At 60.0% G+C, this 17,646-nt stretch carries 25 protein-coding genes and 1 pseudogene; 12 read left to right on the forward strand and 14 right to left on the reverse strand.

The genetic code is table 11. From position 1 onward, the window contains the following. Nucleotides 1–168 precede the first annotated feature (168 nt). Nucleotides 169–420 (forward strand): hypothetical protein, encoded by a 252-nt coding sequence (locus YY7_RS61445; RefSeq protein ID WP_155255627.1) that lies wholly within the window; start codon nucleotides 169–171, stop codon nucleotides 418–420. Nucleotides 421–602: 182 nt separating this feature from the next. On the opposite strand, the gene YY7_RS0145865 is transcribed toward YY7_RS61445, so the two are convergent. Both YY7_RS0145865 and YY7_RS0145870 read right to left on the reverse strand, forming a co-directional pair. Beyond that, the gene (locus tag YY7_RS0145865) at nucleotides 603–1,223 is read right to left on the reverse strand and encodes a general stress protein (RefSeq protein ID WP_028168916.1); all 621 of its coding nucleotides are present in this window, start codon (nucleotides 1,221–1,223) and stop codon (nucleotides 603–605) included. 14 nt (nucleotides 1,224–1,237) lie between these two features. Further along, entirely contained in the window at nucleotides 1,238–1,558 is a 321-nt protein-coding gene (locus YY7_RS0145870; protein WP_028168917.1) for a PepSY domain-containing protein, read from the reverse strand. Nucleotides 1,559–1,988: 430 nt separating this feature from the next. Here YY7_RS0145870 and YY7_RS0145875 point away from each other — a divergent pair, with 430 nt between their 5' ends. Next, entirely contained in the window at nucleotides 1,989–2,570 is a 582-nt protein-coding gene (locus YY7_RS0145875; protein ID WP_155255628.1) for a hypothetical protein, read from the forward strand. Nucleotides 2,571–3,176: 606 nt separating this feature from the next. Here the strand turns inward: YY7_RS0145875 and YY7_RS0145885 are convergent. From YY7_RS0145885 to ligD, 3 genes are all read right to left on the reverse strand, one after another. Beyond that, nucleotides 3,177–3,362, reverse strand: coding sequence for a hypothetical protein (locus YY7_RS0145885; RefSeq protein WP_028168919.1), 186 nt, complete (start codon nucleotides 3,360–3,362; stop codon nucleotides 3,177–3,179). A 314-nt stretch (nucleotides 3,363–3,676) separates the two neighbouring features. Continuing rightward, nucleotides 3,677–3,892, reverse strand: a complete 216-nt coding sequence (locus tag YY7_RS0145890; RefSeq protein WP_028168920.1) for a hypothetical protein — start codon at nucleotides 3,890–3,892, stop codon at nucleotides 3,677–3,679. A 199-nt stretch (nucleotides 3,893–4,091) separates the two neighbouring features. Then, complete coding sequence (gene ligD, locus YY7_RS0145895) at nucleotides 4,092–5,012, reverse strand: non-homologous end-joining DNA ligase (RefSeq protein WP_028168921.1); 921 nt, start codon at nucleotides 5,010–5,012, stop codon at nucleotides 4,092–4,094. 124 nt (nucleotides 5,013–5,136) lie between these two features. Between ligD and YY7_RS0145900 the strand changes: the two genes are divergently transcribed. Next, nucleotides 5,137–5,328 carry a DUF3606 domain-containing protein gene (locus YY7_RS0145900; protein WP_028168922.1) on the forward strand — a complete coding sequence of 64 codons (192 nt, stop codon included), beginning with the start codon at nucleotides 5,137–5,139 and terminating at the stop codon, nucleotides 5,326–5,328. A 409-nt stretch (nucleotides 5,329–5,737) separates the two neighbouring features. Here YY7_RS0145900 and YY7_RS0145910 read toward each other — a convergent pair whose 3' ends face one another. After that, nucleotides 5,738–5,962, reverse strand: a complete 225-nt coding sequence (locus YY7_RS0145910) for a hypothetical protein (protein ID WP_028168924.1) — start codon at nucleotides 5,960–5,962, stop codon at nucleotides 5,738–5,740. A gap of 959 nt (nucleotides 5,963–6,921) precedes the next feature. Beyond that, the gene (locus YY7_RS0145920; protein WP_028168925.1) at nucleotides 6,922–7,134 is read right to left on the reverse strand and encodes a DUF6894 family protein; all 213 of its coding nucleotides are present in this window, start codon (nucleotides 7,132–7,134) and stop codon (nucleotides 6,922–6,924) included. Between the two features lie 398 nt (nucleotides 7,135–7,532). On the opposite strand from YY7_RS0145920, the gene YY7_RS61450 reads away from it, so the two are divergent. From YY7_RS61450 to YY7_RS0145935, 4 genes are all read left to right on the forward strand, one after another. After that, a complete protein-coding gene (locus YY7_RS61450; RefSeq protein ID WP_155255629.1) occupies nucleotides 7,533–7,841 on the forward strand; it encodes a hypothetical protein in 309 nt (102 codons plus the stop codon). Between the two features lie 704 nt (nucleotides 7,842–8,545). Then, the gene (locus YY7_RS0145925) at nucleotides 8,546–8,869 is read left to right on the forward strand and encodes a DUF2934 domain-containing protein (RefSeq protein ID WP_245287673.1); all 324 of its coding nucleotides are present in this window, start codon (nucleotides 8,546–8,548) and stop codon (nucleotides 8,867–8,869) included. A gap of 99 nt (nucleotides 8,870–8,968) precedes the next feature. Further along, nucleotides 8,969–9,148 (forward strand): hypothetical protein, encoded by a 180-nt coding sequence (locus YY7_RS0145930; protein WP_028168927.1) that lies wholly within the window; start codon nucleotides 8,969–8,971, stop codon nucleotides 9,146–9,148. A gap of 526 nt (nucleotides 9,149–9,674) precedes the next feature. Beyond that, complete coding sequence (locus tag YY7_RS0145935; RefSeq protein ID WP_028168928.1) at nucleotides 9,675–9,899, forward strand: hypothetical protein; 225 nt, start codon at nucleotides 9,675–9,677, stop codon at nucleotides 9,897–9,899. A 358-nt stretch (nucleotides 9,900–10,257) separates the two neighbouring features. Here YY7_RS0145935 and YY7_RS0145945 read toward each other — a convergent pair whose 3' ends face one another. The 4 genes and pseudogenes from YY7_RS0145945 to YY7_RS55445 all read right to left on the reverse strand — a co-directional run bounded on the left by YY7_RS0145945 (nucleotide 10,258) and on the right by YY7_RS55445 (nucleotide 12,501). After that, the gene (locus YY7_RS0145945; protein WP_028168929.1) at nucleotides 10,258–10,638 is read right to left on the reverse strand and encodes an NUDIX hydrolase; all 381 of its coding nucleotides are present in this window, start codon (nucleotides 10,636–10,638) and stop codon (nucleotides 10,258–10,260) included. 200 nt (nucleotides 10,639–10,838) lie between these two features. Next, entirely contained in the window at nucleotides 10,839–11,099 is a 261-nt protein-coding gene (locus tag YY7_RS0145950; protein WP_028168930.1) for a DUF768 domain-containing protein, read from the reverse strand. Beyond that, complete coding sequence (locus YY7_RS0145955) at nucleotides 11,096–11,758, reverse strand: SOS response-associated peptidase (RefSeq protein WP_028168931.1); 663 nt, start codon at nucleotides 11,756–11,758, stop codon at nucleotides 11,096–11,098. The genes YY7_RS0145950 and YY7_RS0145955 overlap by 4 nt, the downstream gene beginning before the upstream one ends. A gap of 328 nt (nucleotides 11,759–12,086) precedes the next feature. Continuing rightward, nucleotides 12,087–12,501: pseudogene (locus YY7_RS55445) on the reverse strand (hypothetical protein). A 485-nt stretch (nucleotides 12,502–12,986) separates the two neighbouring features. Here YY7_RS55445 and YY7_RS59540 point away from each other — a divergent pair. From YY7_RS59540 to YY7_RS55450, 4 genes are all read left to right on the forward strand, one after another. Next, a complete protein-coding gene (locus YY7_RS59540; RefSeq protein WP_080664150.1) occupies nucleotides 12,987–13,214 on the forward strand; it encodes a hypothetical protein in 228 nt (75 codons plus the stop codon). A 235-nt stretch (nucleotides 13,215–13,449) separates the two neighbouring features. Beyond that, entirely contained in the window at nucleotides 13,450–14,376 is a 927-nt protein-coding gene (locus tag YY7_RS0145975; RefSeq protein ID WP_028168933.1) for a Ku protein, read from the forward strand. Between the two features lie 20 nt (nucleotides 14,377–14,396). After that, nucleotides 14,397–14,618 carry a hypothetical protein gene (locus YY7_RS0145980; protein WP_028168934.1) on the forward strand — a complete coding sequence of 74 codons (222 nt, stop codon included), beginning with the start codon at nucleotides 14,397–14,399 and terminating at the stop codon, nucleotides 14,616–14,618. A gap of 281 nt (nucleotides 14,619–14,899) precedes the next feature. Beyond that, complete coding sequence (locus tag YY7_RS55450) at nucleotides 14,900–15,133, forward strand: hypothetical protein (RefSeq protein ID WP_035692789.1); 234 nt, start codon at nucleotides 14,900–14,902, stop codon at nucleotides 15,131–15,133. 43 nt (nucleotides 15,134–15,176) lie between these two features. Here YY7_RS55450 and YY7_RS0145990 read toward each other — a convergent pair whose 3' ends face one another. Both YY7_RS0145990 and YY7_RS55455 read right to left on the reverse strand, forming a co-directional pair. After that, nucleotides 15,177–15,443 (reverse strand): hypothetical protein, encoded by a 267-nt coding sequence (locus YY7_RS0145990; RefSeq protein WP_028168935.1) that lies wholly within the window; start codon nucleotides 15,441–15,443, stop codon nucleotides 15,177–15,179. Nucleotides 15,444–15,591: 148 nt separating this feature from the next. Next, nucleotides 15,592–15,732, reverse strand: a complete 141-nt coding sequence (locus YY7_RS55455; protein WP_245287674.1) for a DUF3072 domain-containing protein — start codon at nucleotides 15,730–15,732, stop codon at nucleotides 15,592–15,594. A 365-nt stretch (nucleotides 15,733–16,097) separates the two neighbouring features. Here YY7_RS55455 and YY7_RS59545 point away from each other — a divergent pair, with 365 nt between their 5' ends. Beyond that, a complete protein-coding gene (locus YY7_RS59545; RefSeq protein ID WP_080664151.1) occupies nucleotides 16,098–16,322 on the forward strand; it encodes a hypothetical protein in 225 nt (74 codons plus the stop codon). A gap of 25 nt (nucleotides 16,323–16,347) precedes the next feature. On the opposite strand, the gene YY7_RS0146005 is transcribed toward YY7_RS59545, so the two are convergent. Next, complete coding sequence (locus YY7_RS0146005) at nucleotides 16,348–16,566, reverse strand: hypothetical protein (RefSeq protein WP_349642721.1); 219 nt, start codon at nucleotides 16,564–16,566, stop codon at nucleotides 16,348–16,350. Between the last annotated feature and the right edge of the window lie 1,080 nt (nucleotides 16,567–17,646).

Raw genomic sequence — 17,646 nt, forward strand, 5'->3', positions numbered from 1 at the left:
CAGCTCGGTGTCGATCTGCGGTCGGCCTCCCGAAGATCGTGACTTCCAACGCCAGTAGCAGCGAANACCAGTCCTGTGCCAACGCACGAGGGTCTCGGGCCGGACGATCGTGAGGACGGACGAGATTGATGGAAACCAACGATACAGCTGGACAAAGAACCAGCGATCATGGTTCGTGAGCCGGACGCGACCCTGCAGCCTCCGCCGCAAGACCATCAACTGATGTCGAAGCGCCGCGTTCTCAGCTTCAAGCTGCAACCTCGACCTGAACGGCGAGGTCACGACGGCCAGCACGAAATAGAGAAGCCCGATCATCCCGCCACCTTAGCCGAATCCGTCACATCATCAACTCGGACAAGGTTTTCGGTACACGCGGCGACCATCAAGGTCGCCGCCAAACAGGCGAGCCCGATGATGTAAGGCATGTCACGTTTCTCACGCGGCGTCATCGCATCCTGTCTCAGGAGAGGGGCGCTAACTTTCGTGGGGGGAGCGCCGGGGCTGCGCTTTCATCTGCGGTCGATCATTGGGCTCAAGGCGGCTAATGAATCAACGCTCTTTCCGGGAAGAAAGAACGACCCGCCGAAGCGGGTCGTCCGGCGCTATCGCCTTTGTGCAGTGTAAAGCTCACGCTCCCTGCGCACGTCTTCGGCTCCGTAGGGTTTGGCCGACGGATCGAAACTCTTCCAACCCGACTTTCGCCAAGCGGAGCTGCGGTCGTGGAGATTCACAGCGGACTGATCGAGGATTGATTCCAGCCGTCCTCGATCGGCGTCAGCAACCCGCGCTGATACCAGCGTACCACCGCGACGAACGCCCTCGGCGTATAGCGGAGCCTCTTCCTCCGAGACCCCTGCTTGGGTCAAGGCGCCAACAACACCGCCAGTGGCAGCACCAGCAGCCGCGCCCGCCGCCGTGGAGACGAGCCACCCGGCAGCCACCACAGGTCCTAGACCCGGAATGGCGAGCAACCCGAGCCCCGTTAACAATCCAGCCGCAGCCCCAACTCCGGCACCGATCCCGGCGCCTTTACCGGCACCTTCGGCGCGATCATCCACGCCGTCGGCATCACGATCCACCTTTCTATCGGCGCTGTACCAGTTGTCCGAATTATTGGCGACAATGCTGATGTCAGAGTGAGGCACGCCTGCCGCCTCCAGGCCGGTAACGGCCCGTTGCGCATCGGCGTAGTTGTCATAAAGGCGTGAAATTGTAACGGTCATGTCGAGGTGCCCTCTTACTTAGCCGAGTTTACGTTGCCTTGAAAATCCAAGCTGACATCGGTCGGCGAGCCGCCTTTGTTGGCCTTGGCGCGCCACACGCCGTCGTCGTCCTTTTTCAGAGACGTGACATTCGAGTAGCCCGCCTGCTCGATCCTCGACTTTGCCTGGCTCTCGGTGAAGCTGTTCCGGCCAGCCACGGGGGCGCTCGAATTGTTTTGTCCCGAACTGTTAACAGCACTGTTGTTCGGGCCAGATTGGGCGGGGGGATTTTGCCCTATCGCCGGGCTCGCTGAGAGCACCGCAGTCGCCAACACTGCCAGTAAGGTACGCTTCATTTGTTATGGTCCTCGTTGGAAGATGCAGAGGTCCAACAACTGAGCGCTGAATGATGTGTTCCTATTTTTCCCAGTCGACGCTGTCGCATCCGCGCACCGAGTCATGTCTCATAAAAGAGAGCCCCCGTTCCCTCGGGGGCTTCTGCATTGTCGCAACTGAAGGCCAAAGGACATCTATGCCCAACAGCCGGAGCCAACCTGCCATGCCGACCGGGAGTTCAATCACGTGCATTAAGGAAGGCGGAGTTCGACCGCCCCGGCGCCCGACGAATCAGGAGGGGTTGCGCTGGGGCGTCGCGTGCTCTGGGCTCACCTTTCGGAGCACCCTAGTGATCAGCGGGAGAGAGCGCTTACCGAAACAAGGCACACTCGATGCCGCGCGTCTGTGCACTTGTGACCAAATGGCTAAGAAAAAAAATGACCGTGCAGAGTGGCGCGATCATTTAGCTGGTTAGGTCGGGCTGCGTTCACCTTGCTCTACGACGAGCTCTCGGCAAATCGGGCAGGTGATGACTTCCCCCTCGGCCTGGTAAGCCGTGTCGGCCGGGACATCCTTCCCGCAAAGCGTCCAGAGCACCCTGACGCCGGGATGTATGTCGGCGCCCTCACAGGCATGCACAACGCCGCGACCATCGCGCCAATAGATCGGCTTGCCGTCGATGGTGCGAAAGTCGCCGGCTCCGGCTCCGACCACTCGCGTGGTTCGATCGAGCTTTCGATCTCCTCGCCAGGAATCCGCCGCATGTGGCTCCCGGTCATCGAGACCGCTTCGAAACCCTCGGGGAGGTCGGGCGGTGTCTTCTCATCGCTCGGATTGCAGGCCGGGCAGGGCATGCCGGCGCCGCCGCAGGTGCAGGCGTGCTCGCCCAGCCACGGCTTGGCTGGATGGTTCTCGCAGACCCAGCGGCAATTGTCGCAGCGTGCGCACCACTTCATTTCAGAGGTGCCTTTGAGGCGCCGCACCTTGCATTCGGCCGATTTCGGTCGCTGGTTGCGGGCACGCGGATTCTGAGCCTGCATGCCTCCGGCCAGCCGCGCGCAAACATCGCCGGAACAGATCCGCGGCTGCTCACTTACTCTCTGCTGCTGCCACTGTACATTGCCTGGTGACGCTATGAGAGAAGGCGATCGCAACATTCTGCTGCTTCGTATTACCAAGAATCTATCAGACCGTCTTACGCAGGGGGTACGCTTGAGTCGTACTGCCGAGGATCTGTCAGCCCGCCTTCAGCAGGTGGCGCGCTTGAGAGCAGAACTGGAAGGACGCCTCGGCCACCTCATCGCCTGAGCTTAGGAACTCGCTTTCCAGCTGACTACCGGAACGACGACGCGCGGCTGATCGTTGTCGATGTTCCCGCGGGCTGTCATTAGGTCCTCTGGCTAGCCAATCTCGACCTCCAGCAGCACGATCGCGACTGCGACGGGCCTTGGTCGCTGCAGAAAAACGATAGTCTTCTTCGTTTTTGCACCGCCGGCAGATAAGGAACAAAGGGTCCGCGCGCGAAGTTGGATGGGTGCGCACAGACGATCACCAACCGGGTGTGCGCTGCCCCCTCGCCGCTCGGTCTTACCCCCGGCCGGGCTGCGTTTTATCCCCGCAATGGCCGGCGGTCGGGATTCAATCGCTCGGATCTACCGAGGAGGCCGCGATCGCTTGCTCTACATCCCTGACCAACGCTCGGTGGTGTTCGGCAAGCTTGGCAAAGAGTGCTTTCTTCGTCGCGTTGGTCGCGAGCTTGCTGATTAGATCGCACTCGTCGGCTTCATTCCGAAGCTTTTCCAAGTGCGCTTGCATGTCTTTCATTTCGCCTGACCAAACCTAGGGCTTCGTCCAGCTCAGCTGCCCGTTCGGCTTGCCTCGCTTGCCGGAGCAGCTTATCCTGCTCGGCGCCCGGTGCAAGATTTCTGGCGCGCGTGCGAGCCTGCTGGGCTGGGCTGAGCTGACGAGCCGCTCCCGCAGCGAGCCGATCGGCGTGGATCGATTTTCGCTTTCGTTTGCATCCCATGCAGAATTTTTATCGCCGGTCTGCCCAGATACATTAAACTATGTAAATGCCCTGCGCACGAGGCCTTGATGAGGCGCAGCGGCATGCGTCCCGCGTCCAAGAGGAAAATTCATCAGGTCTCGACGCTGACCAGCTCGAACGTGTTACGCAGGTCGATGCGCTTCAGCACCGCGTGGACGTCTCGATTGTCCAGCAGTCCCAGCAGCCGATGAACGGTGACGGTGACGTTGCGCGGCTGTCCCGGCTCTATGTTCTCACCGAGCACACGACGGGCAGCTTGAACGGCGTCGACAATGATCTCGTAATCGGTGCGCGCGAATAAGCTCAATCGGTACCATCTTCCTTTGTGATCGTGTCAGCCTTAAAGCCCTCCGGCAGGTCTGGCGGCGTTTCCTCGTCGCTGCGGTTGCAGAACGGGCAGGGGATGCCCGCTCCACCGCAGGTGCAGGCGTGCGCCTAACCACGGCTTCAGCGGGTGATTCTCGCAGACCCAGCGGCAATTGTCGCAACGGGGGCACCATTTCACCTCAGAGGTCCTCCCGCAGGCCTTTGAAGAACGGATGCCGCACCTTGCCCTCCGCCGATTTGGCGCGGTACTCGACCTCGGCGAGCAGCTTCGGCTCAACCCAGATGCCTTTGTGCGCGATCCGCTTCGTGTAGGGCTGCGTCTTGCGGATCAGCGGCGTTAGGCGCTTCTGCAAATCGGCGGCCGACACCTTGTCGAAGCCGTGGTCGACCTTGCCGGCGTAGATCAGCTCAGCGCCCTTGCGCCGGCCGAGATAGACGCCGTCCCATTTTCCTTCGTCCAGGGCGAAGCCGGCGATCGTCAGCGTCTCCCGCTGCGCACACGGTGTCTTCACCCAGTTGCGGCCGCGGCCTGAGACATAGGGGCTGTCGGCGATCTTCGAGACTACGCCCTCGTAGCCGACCCTGCAGGCGTGCTCGAACATCTCACGGCCGCCAATCTCGAAACTCTCGCTGAACTGGATGTCGGTGCTGGCGATAAGTTTCTTCAATGCGGCCTTCCGCGTGGAGAGCGGCAGCTTCCGCAAGTCGTGGCCATCGAGATAGAGCAGGTCGAAGGCGACAAGGACGATCTTTTTCGATCGGCCCTTGAGCTCGTTCTGCAGCACCGAGAAATCCGTCGTGCCGTCTTTGGCCGGCGCGACCACCTCGCCGTCGATGACGTCGCTGCCGGCGGAGATGTGCCAGGCGTCGTCGGCGATTTTGCGGAAGCGACGTGTCCAGTCATGGCCGCGCCGAGTGAAGATCTTGACGGCCTCATTGGCGATGTGAGTTTGGACGCGGTAGCCGTCGAACTTGATCCCGTGAATCCATCTGGCGCCGGTCGGCACCCGCTCAATCTCCGTCGCCAGCGCCGGCTCGATGAAGCCCGGGTATGGCGCCTTGGTACCGAGCGCTGCCGGCCTTCTGCGCTGAAACGCCACTCGAAACCTCCACGCAAAGAAGGCGGATTCAAACTGGTATAGGTCGAATCGTTCCGACGATCGCGGCAGACCGGAACCGCGAAACCCTATCCTGCGTTGCGTCATGACGACAAGGGAGGCCAGAATGGCAAAAGCGAAGAAGCAGACGACGCGAGGCCGCAAGCAGGACCGAGCGCGGGTCGCCGGCGGACAGCGGCACGAGGTCAGCTACGAGTCGAAAAAGACAGGCCGATCGGCATCCGCCGTGAAGAAGGCAGTGAAGAAGGTTGGCAATAGCCGCAAGCGGGTGGAGAAGCGGCTCGCGCGCAAGAGATAGAAACGGCTCGGCCCAGAGTGCATTACTAGCGCGGCCAAGCCGTGCCAACGCGAGCGGCCCAGCCAGCCGCCGACCTCGGGACCTCAGCATCCACTTTGCCGAAGCCCTTCTTACATGAGGCACGAGCGCCCCAAGGTCCAACCCGATTGCATCTTTTTCCCAACATGCGGAACGGAGGCGTTGCTGATTTCGTTCTACAGTCGGGCGATTCCGGTGCGATGGCGATGGAAGATATGCTTCAACTTGTCTTGGTTGTTGTCTTTGCTGCGGTGTTGATGGCGACTAGCCAAGCGTTTACGCATTATCGATCGTCAAGAAGCGCCGACGTGCCTGCTGCTGCAGTGATTTTGCGTGCGGAGAGACCGGCGTTCCCTCCTATTTGAGCACGCCTTGGTATCAAGGGAAAATGTCAGCTCTGCTTCCTGCGGCGCCTGATCAGCCAATAGACGCCGTAGCCAACGGCAAGGATCGGAAGACCTGCACCAGCGATCGGCCCGGGGGCTGCGCTGACGTTTTTGTTCTGACCGGGCGCGTTCTCGCAATTTCCCCTGTCATTGCAGGCTTGCGCAGGCGGGGGCATCGCCGTCAGAGCGAGGGCCAAAATCGCGGCGGCTATGCCAAAACCGACCTTCATTGCCTTCTCCTTTGTTGCCGACCGACATTTAATGTGAAATTAAATGACATATTAAAAAGTTAAAGCTGCAATAAATTAATTACCGAACTTTCCCGATCATATCAGGTTACTTCCTTTCCAAAGAAGGAGGGCGGCTGGTATGCGCGCTTCAACACGCAGTGCCAAAGAACTTTGCGAGCAACTCGCGTCAGATACCGATGTGCTCGCACAAAAGATGTCGGATTTGCTTTCGCTTCGAAAATTCGTTGCTGACGCTGAAATCGTCGCCGCTTCGCATGGTAGCATACCGAGCGCGCCGCTAATGGACCTTGGCGGCCCTGCTGCTGGCGGAAGGAGCGGGCGTTTGCCGTATCGAACTGTTCAATAGATCGCGCAACGCAATCAAGTTTTCCAACGTCATCACAATGCGCGCACGAACGCGCTTTCATGTTCATGCTCAGAGAAAAAATGCCGGATCTCATTTCGCTTCGAAAGATCGTTGCAAACGGAAGGGGAGCGCGAAGCAGAAGATTGAGAGCATCTGCTAAGGAGAGAGAGGGGATCGCGTCACACGTCTGACGTGGGCTGGCCTTCCACGACTCGTCAAGTCAGTGGTGACGTCACACAAACTGGCCACGTTTTATTTCGCCAGGGGTCACCGGTCGCGAGCTTAAAGTCTGCGCCCGCGACCGATTTACGTTCTGTTCGCCGTCGGCCAAATGCCCGTATTTGCAGGTGCCGAAAACGAGACGGCTCTAGTAGGGGGCCGAGGGGCCGTTTTGGAGGGCTCCAGTTTAAAGAACGGAAGCGACCCCGCTTCGTGGAGACGGAGCGAGGTCCACTCCCGCTATTTCCCGGCGTCCCAACAGACGCGCTTTGCTAAGAGCAGGCAAATTTTTGGGGCAGGTGTCCTAACTCGGAGAGCACTTGGTGCTCGTCAACGGGCTGGCTTTATCGTGGCTCCGTAGCGGGCGCGCTGTTCATCCTTCTTCGCTAGTGATGCCGATTCGGTAAAGCAAGCGATCACCAGCCTTGACATCGAGGCTCCAACTCTGCCCCGGCTGAAAGGATGTTTCGATGTCGCGGGTCAGCAACAGAGCTTCCTTCCAGGCGGCGCGATCGTCTCGAAGCTCCGTTCCGACTTCGTCCCGAAATGGGAACTTTCCGCTGATGTGAAAGAAGTAACGGGGCATTGACGGCAAATCACGACTTTCCGTTCGCAAACGCGACCTTCCGCAAACCGTTCCTAGACGGCTGGGCTAGGAACGTTAAACCGGTCGGGTGAATTGAAGTTGATGCGGGGCCAATCGGCGCCCGGGAAGCGAGCGCGGACCAGTTTACCGGTCATGGCTGAGCACGGAGATATTTGCCGCACGCGAGCCGCGCACTGCCGGCAACAAGCCGCGAAGGCCGTCTCTTCGATAGACAAGCAGCAACTGCTGCGGCTTTCCGAAGAATGGCTGAGGCTCGCACAGCGACCCTCATTCGGGGACGAGTGGGCTGCCGACGGCAGTCAGGCGATCGGCCCCGCTCTCAGGCATCCACCGGTTCACTGAGCGCCCGCAGTCAGATGAGTGAGAAGGAAAGAACCATGAAGACGATCTATTTCGCTTCGGTTTGTGGCGCCATCCTTTTGGCAGTCACCAGCTTCGCAAATGCACAAGGAACGGGCGTTAGTGCAAACCGCGATCAGGGCGTCACGCCCAAGCAATGCTGGGACGTAAGCAATAACATCATTCGCGAAAAGAACCCGACCTCCGCTGGTGCATCATCGTCGGAAAAGGCACCTGAAACGACTGTGGGCTCAACCGCGCCGGGCCCAACCGGTTCTGGCGCTTCTGGCTCAACCGGCTCCGCCGGAAATGCGTCTGCACGTCCGGCGGGAATGCCGGATTGCTGACACGCCAAAGAGCTTTGCTTCGTCTAGGCCGCGGTGGGCACCTTCCGTTCGTGGATGTAGGTCACTTTCTCCCCCTTTCGCGCAACCGGCCGGAGGTTGCCGGAGGGGCGCCTGGCTCGGGCTTTTAATGCCAGAGGCGGGGATTCGACTCTTGGCCGACCTCATAGATCCTTCTGCTTCAGAAACTGCGTACCGAGGCTGTGTGCACTTTTGGACCGAAGCCAGCACTGATTGGGCGTAGGCTGGCTTCATCGCCGTACCGTCCCAAGGCTATTTAGCGGTGACTGAGAGTGTTGTGCTCCCGCCTGCATTAAGGATGGAGCGCGTCATGAAGAGACGCCGTTTCAAACAAGTTTTGTCCCTCCGTGATCGCTTGATCGAGCACGCTAAGCTGGCCCGCCAGCAAGCCAAAAAACTGCCGCCCGGCAAAGAGCGCGAAAACCTACTGCGAAGGGCGCGGCAAAGTGAGACAGCCTCCCACATCGATGAGTGGCTTAGTTCACCCGGCCTGCGGGCACCGCAATAGACCATGCCGGAGTACCGAGCCTATACCATCGGGCTGGACGGCCATATCATCAGCTCAGAACCCATGATCTGCGCTGATGACGAAGAAGCGATCGAAAGGGCTCGGTCGAGGGCCCTGGCATCGAGCTTTGGAGCGGGGCGCGCCTCGTGGCCCGGCTTCCCGGACGAACAAGCCGAAGATGAACAATTTTGCCCCCGCCGATTTATTTCTGGCGGAGGTGACCATGAGCCAGAGCACCGAGCCCCAAGAGTTAGAGCGCCAACTCGAACAGGCGAAGCGGCTGGCTTCTGAGATAACCGACCAAACGACCTATCAGCGGCTCAAGGCGTTCGTCGAGGATCTGAGGGAGAGCCTGCAACGGCGCCTAGCCGCGCGGCGGTCCAAGCAAGCAATCAGGGCTCGCGCCCACGAACTCTGGGAACAGCACGGGCGGCCTACGGGCCGAGACCTCGAGTTCTGGTTCCTGGCAGAGCGGGAACTTAGCGAGGATGAAAACGAGTGAGCACGCGTCCCGAAGGGGACGCACCCAGCCAAGCGAGAGTTCGGGGCGGCCCCGGTACTTAGAGCGTGCTATCATGTCGCCTCACAGGAGGGAGTCGCGATGTCGGCTTCAAAGAAACCGCTAAAACCCGATGATTTTCCAGTGCATGCCGAAGGCAAAAAGATCAAGAAACAGGACGGCACGCCGATCGCGACCACTGAAGATTCACCGATCGCCGATGACGTGGCAGAGCGCCTCAATGAGGACGAAGCCCGCCGCGAAGAAGATAAGTGGGCCTGATCGTCGATGGACATGGGGGTGGTCTCCGTATTTAACCACTTGTCCTAAGTTGAATTTGGCAGTGTCCTAGTTACATGCGAATGCCGTCGGCATCGCGTATGGAATCTGGATGGACCGCTATTTGAGCGAGCAAATGTCACCATCCTCGAATCGCGACTACTGCGATTGGAGCTTCAGCGACGCCGCTTCGAATATGAACAGATGCGCCAGCGGCTGCCGAAACGGACGCTGGAGCTAGCGAGATTAAATGCTCAAGTCAGAAAGGCGTAGCCCGCAGTTCTCCGGCCGTGAACATGTTCCGGCGGGACACTTGAGCTAGATCAATGGTCGGCGACCAGATCGCCCCAGGCTCAAACATGGATCGCGATGTTCTCTATTTCAGATTATCCTTGGTCGGCGCGAGGAAGACAAGTTGTCAGCCTGACTGTCTGACCTAGTCAGCGCATTAACTCCGTCCTTTGAAACTCGTATCTCGCTTTAGCGTTTGGGTCAGGTGGCTGGGGCAATAACAAGAGGAGGGAATCAAATGGCCGATCAGAAATTAGACGTCCGCGGCATAGTCAAAGAACAAGAGAGTCGCGCGGCTGCCAGTGCCTCCCTCGGCTTCAACGCTGTAAAGCCACTCGTTGAGTTCCAAGCGTCGATGATGCGGCTGTTTGCCGAGAATGTTGATCAGGCGGCGAGCAACTATGAAAAGAGCTTCGAAGCCGTCAGCAAGCTCGTTGAGCGTTCGAGACGCGAGGCAGCGTAGAGTTTGATGGAAAAGAAAACGTCCGGCACCTCTCCGGAGAAGCTGCCCTAGGGGCGGCGTAGCTCGCCTGATTGGGGCATTAATTGCATAGCTTTCCTGGTCCGGGTTCGTTCAAGGGGCGCCGTACCGCGCTCAAAGCGAAACGGCCCATGCGGCACGAAGCTGGGGCCGTTTCAGACGCCTTGAGCCAGCCGCGCCCGATTGCGAGCTTGAGCCTGGCGCCATATTCGGACGGCTTGGCCTTCTCGTGATCCATGAATGGGTAGTTGATCTTGTCGATGTGGATGCGGCCGTCCTGCAAGGGGTTCGACGGCGCGAGCGAGTTCCAGTAGCCGGCGAGCGGCGTATTTCATGCGCGTTACTTTCCGGGGAAGAGCTTGTCTCGAATGTAGCGGGAGGTGGGCGTCAACCGAATGCCCCGGGGCTTGCGCCAGACGCCGCGGTCGATTTCATTCTTGTCTCCGATGACCAAGGGACCCTTCGCTTTCTCCGCGATGAAGATGGCGTCGCTCACCTTAGGGCCCGAGCGCTTGTTCTTTGCTTTGATCTCCTTCCAGAGTCGCACCCTGCCCAACCTGAGCCGGGGAAGTTCTTCCTCGATCTCCCGCCGAAGGCATTCCGTTTCCGTTTCTCGCGGCCGCTTACGTCCGCCAGGAAACATCCATAAGCCATCGCGCCGGCGACGCAACAAGAGTACTTTGCCGCGCCTAGCGGCAACGAGCTTGGCAGATTTCGACAAGTAGAAAAATCTCCGCGCATGAAGTAAGCGCTAGAATCGCGCAAGAATACCGTTTGGCCGCTATAGCGACAATGAGGGCGCTGGTCGGACATTCTGTCGCTCAACAAAAATGGTGCGCAGCGTCGCATCACAGGCCATCTTCGCTCGTCGGGCCTGTTCCCGGGGCCCGGCACTGCGAGAGCGCCGCAGGGGCCCCAGCACTATCCGCTTGAGCTGGGGCCTTTCTCGCGCTGCTGCCATTCGGCTTCGACCTTGTTGGCGGCTTCAAGCTTGCGACCGATAAACTCCGCCAGGTTGCCGATCTCGGCATTGATGTCCTGTTCCGAGATGCCCTGGTCTTCTGCCATCTCGAGACAGCGCCGCGTGAGTTCCGTGACGTCTTGCGAAGCGCCGTGCGCACCATCGCCGGCGTGAACGCTGTTCTCGATCCAGAATTCGATAAACTCCCGCGCCTTAGTCATGCGGCTTGTCTATCCTCTTTATCGGGGCCGCGCAGCACGATCTTCAGGGCGTCGTCGGGCAGCGGCCGCTGGAGCGCCTTGGCTTCATCCCACGGCGCGCGCAGCCACACGTCGCGCTCCTCGTCCGTCGTCAGGATCACCGGCATCGCCTTGTCATGGATCGGTTCTACGACCGCGTTCGCTTCGGTGGTCAGGAAGCCGTAGACCAGGTGAGGTCCGGGGATCGGCTTCGACTTGGTGCCGCGGTCGCCCTTGAACTCCGTCCAGATCCCGGCAAAGGCCGTGAGCGGCCGGTCATCACCGAGCGCGAACCAGACCACGTCCTTTTTCTTCGTGGCCGGGTTCGGCTCTGGTGCGTATTCGGCGAAGCTGTTGAAAGGGACCAGGCAACGGTTTTCCGGATTGAGCCAGGCGCGCCAGTATTTCGAAGGGGTATTGCGGATGTTCGTTACTGGTCCTCCGGGTTTTTGCGGTGGCGGCGGCATGCCCCAGCGCATCAGCACCAGCTCGCGGCCGTCGCCGGCGTTGCGCACCACGGGGGCCGGATAATCAGGAAACACGCCCGGCATCGGCGGCAGGTTGCCGACGTAGCGGTTGATCACGCGAAAAAGCGCGCGGATCGCTTCCTGGTTGGTGGTGATGCTGTAGAGGTTGCACATTACGAACTTGCTGCGCTGATCATGGTGATAGGCGGTAATGCCATCAGCGCCATACCCGAAAATAGAAGCATCCCACTATCCCAAGCAGGCCAAGGAAAAGCATCCCGAGATACGTCCCAAATTCCCATACAAATCGCCCCGGTTCAGCAGTGTAAGACAATGGACGATGTAAGCCCGCATGCATCGCGAGTTGGCCCGTCTGATGCCAGCCATACAGTTCGTAGCCTCCCACACAGATAAGAGCCGCGCAAAATATCAACAGACCAATGGTCCGGAACATTTCCTTCGTCACGCGCTTGCTCCGCCCCGCAGCTAGAAACCAAAACCTTCAGCGTTCGCCCGGCCACCACGTCGAGGGCGGATCACTTGCAGATATCTTCCTCGGCCGCAACGCGACCAGGTGGCTTCGCTTGTAGGGATAGCCGCGCTCCTCCGAGCACAGCTTGCAGCGCATGTAGCGTTCGAGTTCGTGGATGGGAGTGGTCTTTCGCCGCCGGACGATATCCAGCGCCACCGTCTGGTGCGTGTTGCAGCCCAGGCATTTGACCTCGAGGTACAGGTAGCCGGCATTGATCGCGTCCCCGAGCGTCGGGGAGGGGCTGGGCAGGGCCCTGGAAGGCGAGCATGCGCTTATTCCAGGCCTCACAGGCCAGCTTGTCGGCCTGCCTGCGGGCTTCTGCCGCGCGCTCCGCTGAGGCGCGTACAGAGGCGCCGTAGATGCTCTCTCGGGACTTCGTACCCATGCCTCAGCAGCAAGCCGCTAGGGCCTGTGGATTGACGTGGAAATGGGGCTACGGGCCCGAACTCCCAAAGAAGCAGCTCGGCCCCCGGGGGTAGAGACCACCCAGACAAGTGACGCAACAAAGCTTGGCACCCTTAACATGTGTGATTGTACCAGCAGATCGCGACGACAAGTCGCTACTAGGTTTGGCGCGTCGATTTGGGAAGAAGCGATGATCAGCGAGGAGTTTAACAAGAAGACTCTAGCCGCGACGGATTTGGCGCTAGAGCGGGCAATGAGCGCCCCGCAATGAGGTGGAGTGCAAGCGCTTCAAGGCCCGGCCGAGCCTAAACTTCCCAGGGTTCTTCCCGGACAGGTGCTGATCCTCTGCCTCATCGCCTCGTCGGGCGTCAGCCTCTCGGCAGATTGCGCTGAGTATCGGCATGTCCGTCCAGGAACCGCGGACGCCGAGCTACGTTTCGTCCCCATCAACATAGGGAGAACGTTATGCGTTCGGCTGTCCTGGTTCTGGCCATTTTGCTGGCCGAGACTGCACTATCTTTTGCACAGGGCCACATGGGCACCCCACAAGAACAACAGGCCTGCCGGCGAGATGCGCAGCGCTTTTGCAGAAAGCAATTGGACAATGATTTTGCGGTACAACAATGCTTGCAGCAGAACAGGACCAGGCTGAGCAAAAGCTGCCAAAAGGTATTTGCCAGCCACGGGATGTGATATCTTCTTGCTCGGCTGGTCGCGCGATGATGCAGCTCGCTGCGTCGCGAAGAACGACCGGACGCCGACTCTGGAGATGCCATCGACGCGTCGAGCCTTAAGGTACGCCGCAGTTTTCCTGAAGCCAGCCAGCGGTTTTAAAAGTAACATGAAGCGCCAAGGGCGGGAATTGTCGGAACAAGCCTTCCTTGATCGTCTTGAATCCAGTCGCATCGAAAACCGGAGTACTGCGTACATGGCTCCCCGCGCCAACTGGAAAGGCTTCCTGCGTCTGTCACTCGTGACTTGTCCGGTGGCGCTGTACCCGGCCACATCCGAGAGCGAGAAGATCTCGTTCAACCAGCTCAATCGAAAGACCGGCCACCGCATGAGGTATCTGAAGGTCGACGCCGACACCGGCGAGGAGGTCGCCAACGAGGACATCGTCAAGGGCTACATGCTTGATAAGGACACTTTCATTGAAGTGTCGAAGGAAGAGCTCGAAGAAGTGGCGCTGGAATCGACCCGCACGATTGATATCGACGAGTTCGTCGATCGTGAGCAGATCGACCTGCGATATCTGATCCGCCCTTACTATCTTCGGCCAGACGGCAAGGTCGGTCACGACGCATTTGCGGTGATCCGCGAGACCATCCGGGAAATGAACAAGGTTGCGATCGGGCGGGTGGTGCTAACGAACCGCGAGCACATCATCGCGCTCGAGCCCGTCGACAAAGGCCTAGTCGGGACGCTGCTGCGTTACCCGTACGAAGTCCGCTCCGAGGACGAATATTTCGACGAGATCCAGGACGTCAAGGTCACGAAAGACATGCTCGATCTAGCCAAGCATATCGTGAACCAGAAGTCGGGGCGATTCGAGCCCGACAAGTTCGAGGACCAGTACGAGACGGCCTTGATCGACCTTATCAACCAGAAGCGAGCCGGTAAGCCGATCACCCCCAAGGAGCGACCGCGCGGAGAGAACATTGTCGATCTGATGGAGGCGCTGCGGCGCAGCGTCGGCAAAGAAGTGGAGCCGGCGAAGGTCGCCAAGCCGGCCAAGAAGCCGCGAAAGGCGACGGCCGGCCAGAAGGAAATGCTGATGCCAATCCAAGGCAAGAAACAGGCGAAGGAGACGGCTGCGAAGAAGCCGGCGAGCAGGCAACAGCGACAGTCGGCCTGACGCCAGAGGAGGAGAGCCTTATGGACATGAAAGAAGCCTCGGCAATGACGGAAGCTTCCGGACTGATCAACGAGGACGGCGTCGAGCAGATTTCGGAAGCGCACCGGCGACCGCCTCAGTCGCCTTCACAGGATGCCGCGATGCGCTGGGCCGATCGGCTGCGCGAGATCACCGTGAAGGCTCCGTTGCAGTCGCTCTTCGCTGCCTTCCTGCTTGGGGTCTGGGTCGCTCGCCGGCGCTAGGAGCTCCGCGAACGGCGCGAAAAGGCGACGGCAAAAGCGCAGGCGGCGCTGGACAAGGCCGAGCGCGAGCATGCGAAAAAGGCCGCGGCTATTCAGGTTGAGGTCGAGCCTATCGGGAAGCGTGCGCGGGCCGAGGACGACCGGTGGGAAAAGGAAAGAGAACGGCTGCAAGCCGCCCTCCGGCGCGCGCAGGATTAGCCGGCAAGAGCCATTCGCTTCTCCGGAACGGAGTTCGACCGGATCGCGTTGACTGCTCGATCTTCATGACCGGAGGAACGCACATGAGATGGATTTCGGCGGCAGCTTGCGTGGCCGCGATTTCGCTTGCTTTCGCGCCCGCGGCGGACGCGAAGGGCTGCATCAAGGGTGCTATCGTCGGCGGCGTCGCCGGCCATATGGTGGGACACGGCAAGCTGGGCGCCGCGGCCGGGTGTGTCGTCGGCCATCACGAGGCGAACAAGAAAAACCCGAACAACGCGAACGCTCAGCAGCGGGCGCCTTCGGGGCAAAGGTGAGAACGGCGACGTTGGCGAAGCGCTAAGGTTTCGCCGGAGGGCATCAGGCATCGGGCGGGCACCCCGGGCAGGTGTCGCCGATCGAGTCCAGCACTTCAGCGATCGCGACGGCGGCCGCTTGCGACGAAACGCCAAGCGGCGGGTACTCGCGGGCGATGTCGAAGGCGCGATCGCGGGCATGCGGGTCGGCGCGGTCCTGCATCCACCCGTGCTCTTCGCATTCGCGGATCGCGCCCGCTTCTTGCAGCACGGAGATGGCCCATCCTCGCAGCGTCCGGATCGTCGCGCGCCGTTCCCTGGTCATCAGCATTTGGAAGGCTCCTGGTGCGCGAAACGAATCCGCCAGCTCAACTTGCGTTCCGGCGAGCTAGCACAGAGCGGGGATTCGCAAACGCGGGAGCAGTTGCTTTTCCACCGCGAGATCGGTGCGGAACGGCGGCCGCTGACGGGAGGGCAGGCTATTTCCCCAACCCGGCCTTCTTCCGCAGCTTCTCGATCAGCTCGGACGCCTCTGCCTTCGTGAGTTCCTTCTCTCCTGGGACGGGCTCGTGCGCCTGCTCCGCAAGGGTTTTGAGGTACGACGCTTGGGCACCCGTCATCGGATCATGTCCTGAAACCCAGTCGGGTCCTTTTCGATGTTGTCGGCCAATGATGAACCTCCAAAAAATCTGGCTCCGGTCCCAACTTGTAACTTGAAAGAATGTTCCTGTTTCGTTCTAGTAATGAGCTCCACGCAAGAGGGGCCTCCATGCCGGATCTCGAGTTCGTCCGTTGGCATGCGCGTCCAGGTCGGGCGTCAGCGAAACGACATTTTGAAGCTACAACGGGCAGCGATCTGTACCGCGTCTGCCGAAATCCTCCTGCAGCGGATGCTCGCGAAGATCGAAGGGCTTTGCGCCGAGCGCGACAGGCTCAGGAAGGGGTTGCCAGGGCCGACCGCCGGCAAGGTGTTAGGAGGCCGGAAGTGGTGAACTACTTCTCTGACAGTCCGGAGCAACCTCCCTTCTTCAAGGCCCTTGCGGAGGTGCGTCAGTTGGCGACGCGGGAAGGGTGGTGCTTTCACCACGTCCAGGCAATCATTGTTGCTATCGACCAATATGCCGAAGCGGCCACGGGCAATCGGTTGTTCTTTTTGATCTGGCCGCATTCAATCGGTGGCGGCCGGACGCGCGGAGATGATGTTCCCTAGAGGCGCCGGCTACGACAGCATGAATTCAGTGAGCGAACTGCTTCGGCAGGACCATCACGATGTTGACCTCGCGCTTCAAGATCTTAGAAGCCGTGATCTGGATGTGAAGTGAGAAGTTGTCCTCCACCTCAGCCGCGATCTCCTCATCCTTCGCGTAGACGAATAGGATGTCGCCGTCGAGCTCATCGAAGTGAATGCCCGCGAACAGCCGGTCAAACGTCTTCGCGCCTACGATCAGCGCCATGCGGGCTTGTATTGCCTGGTCTTGGACTTCTGTCAGGTTCATGCACTGAAGATAGAGTCCATCGGGTCGATTACAAGGACGAGTGAGCGCGCGGTGCGCTAAAGGCTCGCGCGGTTCGCCTGATCGCTTTAGCGGTCTGGCGAGCGCGCTCGATCCTGATCACACGGTTGGTGACAATCGGCAACAATGTCTTCGGGGGTGATTTGCGGGGCGAGGGCGATGCGGGGTGGCCGATTTCCTCGTGGCACACGGCTAGGGGGCGATCCAGAATCCGACTCCGATAACCGTCAGCCCTACGACGATGATTAGGATGTCGGTTGTTAACCAGTCCGGTATTCGCTTCGCAGGTTCAGCCATGGCTTGACCCTCCGCTACCGGCATTCTCCGACATGCCCGAGCGAGGCGATGTGAGCTGCCTCACGAAGGGTGGGAAAAAGTGGCAATTAGCTTTGAAGCATAGGGAGCGGAGCGACCGCTTTGCCGGCGCTCTGTCGACGACGCGCCGCCGGGCTCGAGTTTATCCCGTGGTGACTCAGGTTGATTCTAGGATTGTCATGTGTGCTGGTTCGGTGGCGCGGGTGCACATACTTTGCTCCGCAAATCACCGACCAGGGGAGGAGGCCGCCATGCTTGCTGAAGATCTTTGGTTCTCTCGTCTCCGTCGGGTCGCTCGCGCTGCCCTCGATGGGTTCAAAATTGCGCCGCCGGGCTAGAAATATAGCGTCCCGGCGGCGTTCATCTCACTGGTGCCCTGAAATCCCAGTACCGTCATCCTAACAAGGCGCTATTGGGGTTTGTGTATGAAATGGCACACACTCGATGGCCAAAAGGGAGCAGCCCGGCCCAGGGGACAAATCCGGACCGAGCTGCCTGGGGCGCTACGCACGTGGATCCTGCGTGCGACCATTCAACGTTTCCACAAATGGACTGTTCCGCGTGGCCTCGCTTGCCGTGCCGACGGGCAANAAGAACTTCGTTCTCGGACGAAGAGACTACGGGGCCCAGAGCCGGAGAAAACCAGCTCGCCCCGGGCATGGACCGAGCTGTCAGGGGGCAGGGTGCAGGCGGCTTTTTCTTGCC

Origin of the sequence: Bradyrhizobium elkanii WSM2783 (assembly GCF_000472865.1) — a bacterium.
GTDB lineage: Bacteria > Pseudomonadota > Alphaproteobacteria > Rhizobiales > Xanthobacteraceae > Bradyrhizobium > Bradyrhizobium elkanii_A.